This is a genomic window from Terrisporobacter sp., assembly GCF_017888745.1.
Lineage (GTDB): Bacteria > Bacillota > Clostridia > Peptostreptococcales > Peptostreptococcaceae > Terrisporobacter.
Genome location: NZ_JAGHFM010000233.1, coordinates 1 through 8,056 on the forward strand (window position 1 = coordinate 1; position 8,056 = coordinate 8,056).

Genomic DNA, 8,056 nt, shown 5'->3' on the forward strand with positions numbered 1-8,056 from the left:
AAATAATATAAATTAAAATTTTTTAAATTCTATTTTACTCATGTCATTATAAATTTAAATATTCCTAATAATCTTAAATCTCTAAAATTGTATAAAGTATTATAATATTCTATGCCAAATAAATCATATTTATCTTCTCTAATGATCTATATTTAATTTTGAAAATCCCATATATAAATTTTATAAATACTCCAAATATTTTATTTTATATTCATCTATCCTTATAGGATATATAAAAAAAGATAAGGTATACATGTCTTGTTAATATAACATACCTTATCTTTTCATTTTTCTATTTTTTTGTGATTTATTAAATTCTTTTTGTACATTATCCTTACTTTTATAAGTTCTATGAAAATCATCCACTAAGCTAGTAATTAAACTTTCATCCACATCTACTTCAAAATTTTCATCTTCACAACGTCCACGGACAGCTGCTGCTAAAGAAAGCTGTTCACCAAGAGATACTAGAAATTCCGCAAAAATTTCTAATTCATCTGGATCCTGAAATTCTTGATTGATTATAGCAGCATAAATAGTAACTAAAGTCATATATTGATCTGCTAAACCTTTACAAGAACAGGCAAATTTTTTTCTACCCATTCATAGAACCTCCTTATATCTTATATTTATAATATTCATATAATAATGTTTTTATTACTAGATAAGGAAGAATATAGAGTTTCTCACATTCCTATAATTTTAATAAATTAAAACATCTTATATTTTCGTAATAAAAATACCTTTTTGCAAAAAGTGTTAAGATTTAAAAATATTAGTACATATTTTTTATCTCACTTTATGCAAAAAGGTAACTCATGTTAATTATTATTTATATAAACTTCAATTATGCTTGAACAGCATACATTTCTTTTAATTTAGCTTGAATATCTTTATTTTCTAAATACTCTTCTAAAGTAGTTTTTCTATCCATTATACCACCTGGAGTTATTTCTATTATTCTATTAGCAAGTGTTTGTATCATCTCGTGGTCATGAGAAGAGAATAATAATACTCCTGGGAATTTTTCTAAACCTTTATTTACAGAAGTTATTGACTCAAGGTCTAGGTGGTTAGTTGGGTCATCTAAAACTAATACGTTAGAGTTTGAAAGCATCATTCTAGATAGCATACATCTAACTTTTTCTCCCCCTGATAAAACATGAGCTTGTTTTAAAGCTTCTTCACCAGAGAATAACATTCTACCTAAGAATCCTCTTATAAAACTTTCTGATTTTTCTTCTGAATATTGTCTTAACCAATCAACTAATGAATATTCACATCCTTCAAAGAATTCATTATGATTTTTTGGTAGATAACTTTGAGAAGTAGTTACACCCCATTTGAATGTACCAGCATCTGGAGGTTCTTCTCCCATTAATATATTGAATAAAGTAGTTATTGCTATTTCATCTCCCATGAAAGCAACTTTATCATCTCTATCTAATCTGAAAGTTACATTGTCTAATACTTTTACACCATCAACAGTTTTAGTTAATCCTTCAACTTCTAAAACTTCATTTCCAATTTCTCTTTCTGGAGTAAATCCAACATATGGATACCTTCTTCTTGATGGTTGTATATCTTCAACTTGTAATTTATCTAATTGTTTCTTTCTAGAAGTAGCTTGTTTTGCTTTAGAAGCATTAGAAGAGAATCTTGCGATGAACTCTTTTAATTGAGCTATTTTTTCTTCAGTCTTTTTATTTTGGTCTTTTTGTAATTGTAATGCTAATTGACTTGATTCATACCAGAAGTCATAGTTACCTACGTACATTTGTATTTTACCAAAGTCAACGTCAACTATATTTGTACATATTTGATTTAAGAAGTGTCTGTCGTGTGATACAACTATTACGATAGAATCTTCTAAATCCATTATGAAGTTGTTTAACCAGTTTATAGATTGGAAGTCTAAGTGGTTAGTAGGCTCATCTAGTAATAATATTTCTGGTTTACCAAATAGTGCCTTAGCAAGTAATACCTTAACTTTTTCTCCACCTTCTAATTCTTTTAATTGCTTATAATGTAAATCTTTATCTATACCAAGACCCATTAATATTTTTTCTGCATTAGTTTCTGCATCCCATCCATCAAGTTCAGCAAACTCTCCTTCAAGTTCTGCAGCTTTTATACCATCCTCTTCAGAGAAATCTTCTTTCATGTATAAAGCATCTTTCTCTTTCATTATTTGATATAATCTTTCATGACCCATTATAACAACATCTAATACTGTCTCTTCATCATATTTGAAGTGGTCCTGTCTTAAAACAGACATTCTTTCTTTTTCAGTTATACTAACTGATCCTGTATTTGGCTCTATATCTCCAGCTAATATTTTTAAGAAAGTAGTTTTCCCAGCACCATTAGCCCCTATTATTCCGTAACAATTTCCTTTAGTAAATTTTAAGTTAACATCTTTATATAATTCTTTATCACCGAATCTTAGTCCAACGTTAGTAACTTGTAACATATATATATCAATCCTTTCTATTAATATCATTTATTAAATACAACAGTCTAATCTTATAATAAATATTGACTTAAGTCAATAAGACAATAAGTAGATTAATTAATATTTTTTAACATAATTTCGCCATTTTATTTATTATTCCAATAAATTTAAAGTAATTACAAGAATTATATAGATTAATAAAAAAGCAAACAGAGTACAATCTATTTGCTTTTATTATCTATTTAGTTAATAAGCATATTTTAAATTTATTATCATCACTATTTATTGAGTTAAATGAGAATAATAAATCATAAGTTTGTCCAAGCGTATCACTTATTTTCATATTGATCTCATTGATAAATAATAATTCATTTTCTTTTAAATTTTGTGGCATTTCATAAAGTACAAGAGCCTTCTTTTTAATTGCTTCTCCCTCTGTAGAGTAAACTTCTTCAGTTATAGTTTTTACTATATATTCTATTTTAGCATCTTTTTCAAATGATTCTAATGAGTATGATATAGAACTGTCATTAGCAAAAATATCTCTTAGGTCAGTTAAGTCTATACTTAATAATATATCTTCATCTATAGCCTCAACAACCATATTTATTAAATCTTGGATTTTTTCAAAATTATATTTATTTAGTTTTATTTCTTTATCAACACCCATATCATCTTTATTTTCTTTTAAAGATAAATCTAGACCTATGGATAATACTCTTCTTTCTGTTGCCATAAATGATATTGCTTTTACTATATCTTTAACTTTTTTATCTTCGCTATTATAACTTATAAATAAAACTTCTATACCATCAAGCAATGCCCTTACATATTCTTTATCAACATCTTGATTTATATTTATTTCTTCAAAAGTAAAGTTTTTTTCTAATTTACTTTTATAAGAGTTTAAAGTTTCTATACCTTCACTACCTACCCCTATAAACTTAGAATATATTTTGTTCATACTTACCTCCACACAAATTAATTGTTAAAATAGTTTTTTAATTTGTTACCATATTTATTATTAACCATATTAAAGACTGGTAAACCTATTAAAGTTATTACTACAAATTGTCCAAAACCTACTTGAATTGCACCTATAGCAAAAGGTACACCAAAGAATTTAGATAACATCCATCCTATTATTAGTGCATTAACTATGGTTGGCCAAAGTGAAGCTACAAATAGTGTAAATTTGCTATTTTTCAATAGTTTTGGTGTTAAATATACTAATATTGAACTTATTAACGTTGCTAATGTACCAAATATTATATCAGGAACACCATAGGGTCCAATTACATTTGCTAAGAAACATCCTAAAGTTAAAGCTAATATGTATTCTTTTCCCAATAGTGGTAAAAACATTAGAATTTCTGAAACCCTAAATTGAATAGTTCCATAACTTATAAATGCTAAAGCCAGTGTTACAACAGCGTATAACGCAGCTACTAAACCAACTACTGCTATCTTTTTTGTATTTATTTTCATTTCTTCCTCCTAAACTTCAATTATCGTTTATTAAATAATTATACAACATGAACGATTATATTATAAATTAATAAATATCTCAATAATATAATTATTATCATTTTATATTAAATTTAATATATGAATCATATAATACTAAAGAATGTTTGTACTATGTTTCATTTTTAATACTATTGAGGTGATTTAATGTTCTACAGAAAAAGCAAGTATATTCAATTAGAGGCTATAACAAGTGTTTTACTAATACTTTCAACTATTACTGCTTTATCAATTTGTAATAGCCCTTACAAAGATTTATTTTATAATTTGTTTCATAATACATATATAGCTAAGAATTTTTCATTACATAATTTTGTTAATGATTTTTTAATGTCTATATTTTTTCTACTGGCAGGTTTGGAAATTAAACAAGAAATTCTTTACGGAAGTTTATCTTCATTCAAAAAAGCTTCTTTTCCTGTTATCGCCTCCATAGGAGGAACAATTATACCAGCAGTGATTTTTTTATTTTTTAATTTTAATACGGATTATATAAGCGGTGTATGTATACCTATTTCTACAGATATTGCCTTTTCTATGGGTATATTTTTTTTATTTAGTAAATATCTAAATCCTAATTCTAGATTGTTTTTATTGTCCTTAGCTGTAGTTGATGATTTAATTTCAATTTTTATGATTGGAACAATTTACTCTACACATATCAATATTAATTTTATTATTTTAGGATCTATTTCTTTACTTTTAATGTACATATGTAACAAAATTTTTTATATTGAAAATCCTCTTTACTATATAGTAGGAGGTTTATGTTTATGGTATTTCGTTCATTTAAGCGGTATTCATTCTACTGTAAGTGGTATTTTACTTGCTATAGTAATACCATCTAAAAGTAATAAGAATAATGTACCCCTATCACAAAAACTTCAAAAATCCATAAATCCTATTAGTAGCCTTCTAATCATACCTCTTTTTGCTTTTGCAAATACGGGTATAAGTATCAGCTCTACATTAGAACTTACTAAATACCCAAGCCTTTTTTTAGGAATTTATTTTGGATTATTGATAGGTAAACCACTTGGAATCATGAGTTTTAGTTTCATTTCATGCTTTCTTGGAATATCTAAAAAGCCAATAACATTAGATTGGTTATCTATTTTCTTAGTTTCTTTAATTGCTGGAATTGGATTTACAATGTCTATATTTGTATCGGAAGTTGCATTTGTAGGAAACAATGAAATTATTAGTTTATCCAGAATTTATATTTTAATATCTAGTATTATGTCTATAACATTATCTTCTTTTACAATAATAACATTAAAAGAATTACATATAACAAAATACTAACTTTTAAAATAAAAAATACTCCAAGAGAATTAATTCTTTTGAAGTATTTTTTTTAATTACTATATGTCTAATTTTGCTATATTTTCTTTCATTATTCTTATAGAATCATCAAACTTTTGTTTTTCTTCTTTCTCAAGTGGCAACTCCATTATTTCAGTTACACCATTTTCATTTACTATACTAGGAACTGCTATATAAACATCATCATGTCCATACTTATTATCTAAATATGAAGATACTGTTAATATACAATTTTCATTTTCTAAAATTGCTTGAGTTATTCTAGTAAGCGCCATTCCAATTCCATAATAAGTTGATTTTTTACATTCTATTATTTTGTAAGCTATATTTCTTACTTCATCTTCTATCTCCTCAAAATCATTAAAAGTAATAGCAGAATCCTTTTTTGAAGCCACTTGATATATTGGCTGAACACCAAGAAGAGCATAAGACCATGCTACAAATTGAGAATCTCCATGCTCACCCATTACATAAGCATGTATTGATTTTGGAGTTACACCTAATCTCTCTCCTAATCCAAATCTAAGTCTTGCTGTATCTAAAGTAGTTCCTGATCCTATAATTTTATTTTTATCATATCCAGATACTTTCCACACAACATAAGTCATTATATCTACTGGATTAGATGCTACTATTATTATACCATTAAAATTAGTCTTTTTGATTTCATTTACTATAGATTTCATAATTTTAGTATTTTTATGTAATAAATCTAATCTAGTTTCTCCAGGAACTTGAGTTGCTCCTGCAGTTATACAGATTATATTAGCATCATTGCAGTCTGAATAATCACCTGAATATATTTTCATTTTTCTTGGTGCATAACTTAATCCATGATTTAAGTCCAATGCTTCACCTATTGTTCTATTTTTATCTATATCAATTAAAACTAGTTCCTCACAAGTTCCTTGGTTGACCATAGAATATGCATAACTCATTCCAACCATTCCTGCTCCAACTATTACAACTTTATTTTTTTTCATATGTTACCTCCGATGAAAGTTATTTTTTGTCAATTTTATTATATTATAGTAATTATTTACTGTAAATCCTAATATTACTTATTCATATATTATTTTTTATATAGTTGAAGTTTTAACATTACTAAAGATACTTTACAACGAAAACTCTACTTCAACATTGAATTTCTAATTACATTTTTTATATCCTTTGCTCAAAATTCACTTTGCTTAAGGCACTGCCTTGGCGCCATACTTCATATCGCCAACTGCTCAAGTAATAAAGTTAGAAATTATATTTTATACACAGAGCAGATAACATATAATTTCATTACAATAAAAAGAATATCTTTATTATAAAGATATTCTTTTTATTTAGTATATACAATTATATAATAATTATTTAGCTAAAATTTCATAACCATCCTCTGTGACTAATATCATATTTTCCCATTGAGCAGATAATTTACCATCATCTGTATAAGATGTCCAACCATTATCTGCGTCTATGAATAATTCATGTGTTCCTTCGTTAATCATAGGCTCAATTGTAAATATCATACCTGGTACCATAAGTACTCCTTCTTCTTTTGTTCCATAATGAAAAACAAATGGATCCTCATGGAACTCTAAACCTATACCATGACCACCAAATTCCCTAACTACTGAATATCCATTTTTTTCAGCATGTTCTTGAACAGCTTGACTTACATTGCCCAGTCTAGTCCATGGCTTAACAGCTTCGATACCTTTAATCATACATTCTTTTGTCACATCTACTAATCTCTTTGCATTATCGGAAACTTCTCCTATCATATACATTCTAGAAGCATCAGAATAATATCCATCTAATATGGTAGATACATCAACATTTACTATGTCACCTTCTTTTAATACATAATCATCAGGTATCCCATGGCATATTTGATCATTTACCGATGTACAACAGCTTTTTGGAAAACCACTATATCCTAAAGGGGCAGGCTCAGCTCCTTTAGATATAGTATAATCGTAAACTATTTTATCTACTTCTGCTGTAGTCATTCCAGCTTTAATTTGATCTCCTACTAAATCTAATATTTCATTGTTTATCTTAGCACTTGCTTTAATTTTTTCTATTTGTTCCTTGTTTTTTATTAGACTTCTATGAGGAACTTCATAGCCTTTACGTTTAAATTCTTTTAGTTTTTCATCAAAACTCATATGGCATTTTTTATATTTTTCTCCACTACCACACCAACAATTATCATTTCTTCCTATTCTCATGATATTCTCACTTCCTTAAAATTTAAATCTATAATATTCTCATTTTTTCTATTGGTTTTCTTAAAATATAATCTTTATCAACTTCTATTCCAAGTTTTAACTTAACAATTTGTCTCGCATGCGGTGCAGATTCAATAGAGTTACCATCTTCATCATACATTTCTTCTATTGTTGTAAACATGGTTTCTTTATATGGTCCTATAACTTCTATATCATCTTTTACATTCATTTTATTTCTTTGTTCAACTATATAAAGTCCTGTTTCTTCTTCATATTCTTTTACTATACCTATAAAATCATAATTTCTTATATAAGAAGCTGATTTATAGTTGTTAGAATTTTCATCAGGTCTATTTAAAAAGAATCCTGTTGAATAGTCTCTGTGACTTCCTTTTTTAAGTTCTTCTAACCACATAGGATTGAACTTCCAGTTTTTTGGATCTTCGTAGTAAGCATCTATAGCCATTCTATATGCTCTAACAGTAGTAGCAACATAGTATGCTGTTTTCATTCTACCTTCTAT

General features: G+C 26.9%; 8 protein-coding genes. 1 reads left to right on the forward strand and 7 read right to left on the reverse strand.

The window, feature by feature from the left end:
- Positions 1-276 precede the first annotated feature (276 nt).
- The 4 genes from J7G74_RS10910 to J7G74_RS10925 form a co-directional block, all read right to left on the reverse strand.
- A complete protein-coding gene (locus J7G74_RS10910) occupies positions 277-603 on the reverse strand; it encodes a hypothetical protein (protein WP_297135199.1) in 327 nt (108 codons plus the stop codon).
- A 244-nt stretch (positions 604-847) separates the two neighbouring features.
- Positions 848-2,473: an ABC-F family ATP-binding cassette domain-containing protein gene (locus tag J7G74_RS10915; RefSeq protein WP_297135215.1), complete on the reverse strand. Its 1,626-nt coding sequence runs from the start codon at positions 2,471-2,473 to the stop codon at positions 848-850.
- A gap of 220 nt (positions 2,474-2,693) precedes the next feature.
- Complete coding sequence (locus J7G74_RS10920; protein WP_297135203.1) at positions 2,694-3,419, reverse strand: cell division protein; 726 nt, start codon at positions 3,417-3,419, stop codon at positions 2,694-2,696.
- A 17-nt stretch (positions 3,420-3,436) separates the two neighbouring features.
- On the reverse strand, positions 3,437-3,943 hold the full coding sequence (locus tag J7G74_RS10925) for a QueT transporter family protein (RefSeq protein ID WP_297135204.1): 507 nt from the start codon (positions 3,941-3,943) through the stop codon (positions 3,437-3,439).
- A gap of 186 nt (positions 3,944-4,129) precedes the next feature.
- Here J7G74_RS10925 and nhaA point away from each other — a divergent pair, with 186 nt between their 5' ends.
- Positions 4,130-5,287, forward strand: a complete 1,158-nt coding sequence (nhaA, locus tag J7G74_RS10930; protein ID WP_297135206.1) for a Na+/H+ antiporter NhaA — start codon at positions 4,130-4,132, stop codon at positions 5,285-5,287.
- 59 nt (positions 5,288-5,346) lie between these two features.
- On the opposite strand, the gene J7G74_RS10935 is transcribed toward nhaA, so the two are convergent.
- The 3 genes from J7G74_RS10935 to J7G74_RS10945 all read right to left on the reverse strand — a co-directional run.
- Positions 5,347-6,291, reverse strand: coding sequence for an L-lactate dehydrogenase (locus J7G74_RS10935; RefSeq protein WP_297135208.1), 945 nt, complete (start codon positions 6,289-6,291; stop codon positions 5,347-5,349).
- A gap of 375 nt (positions 6,292-6,666) precedes the next feature.
- A complete protein-coding gene (locus tag J7G74_RS10940) occupies positions 6,667-7,533 on the reverse strand; it encodes a methionyl aminopeptidase (RefSeq protein ID WP_297135209.1) in 867 nt (288 codons plus the stop codon).
- A gap of 28 nt (positions 7,534-7,561) precedes the next feature.
- A partial coding sequence (locus J7G74_RS10945) for a peptidase U32 family protein (RefSeq protein ID WP_297135213.1) occupies positions 7,562-8,056 on the reverse strand: 495 nt, incomplete at its 5' end.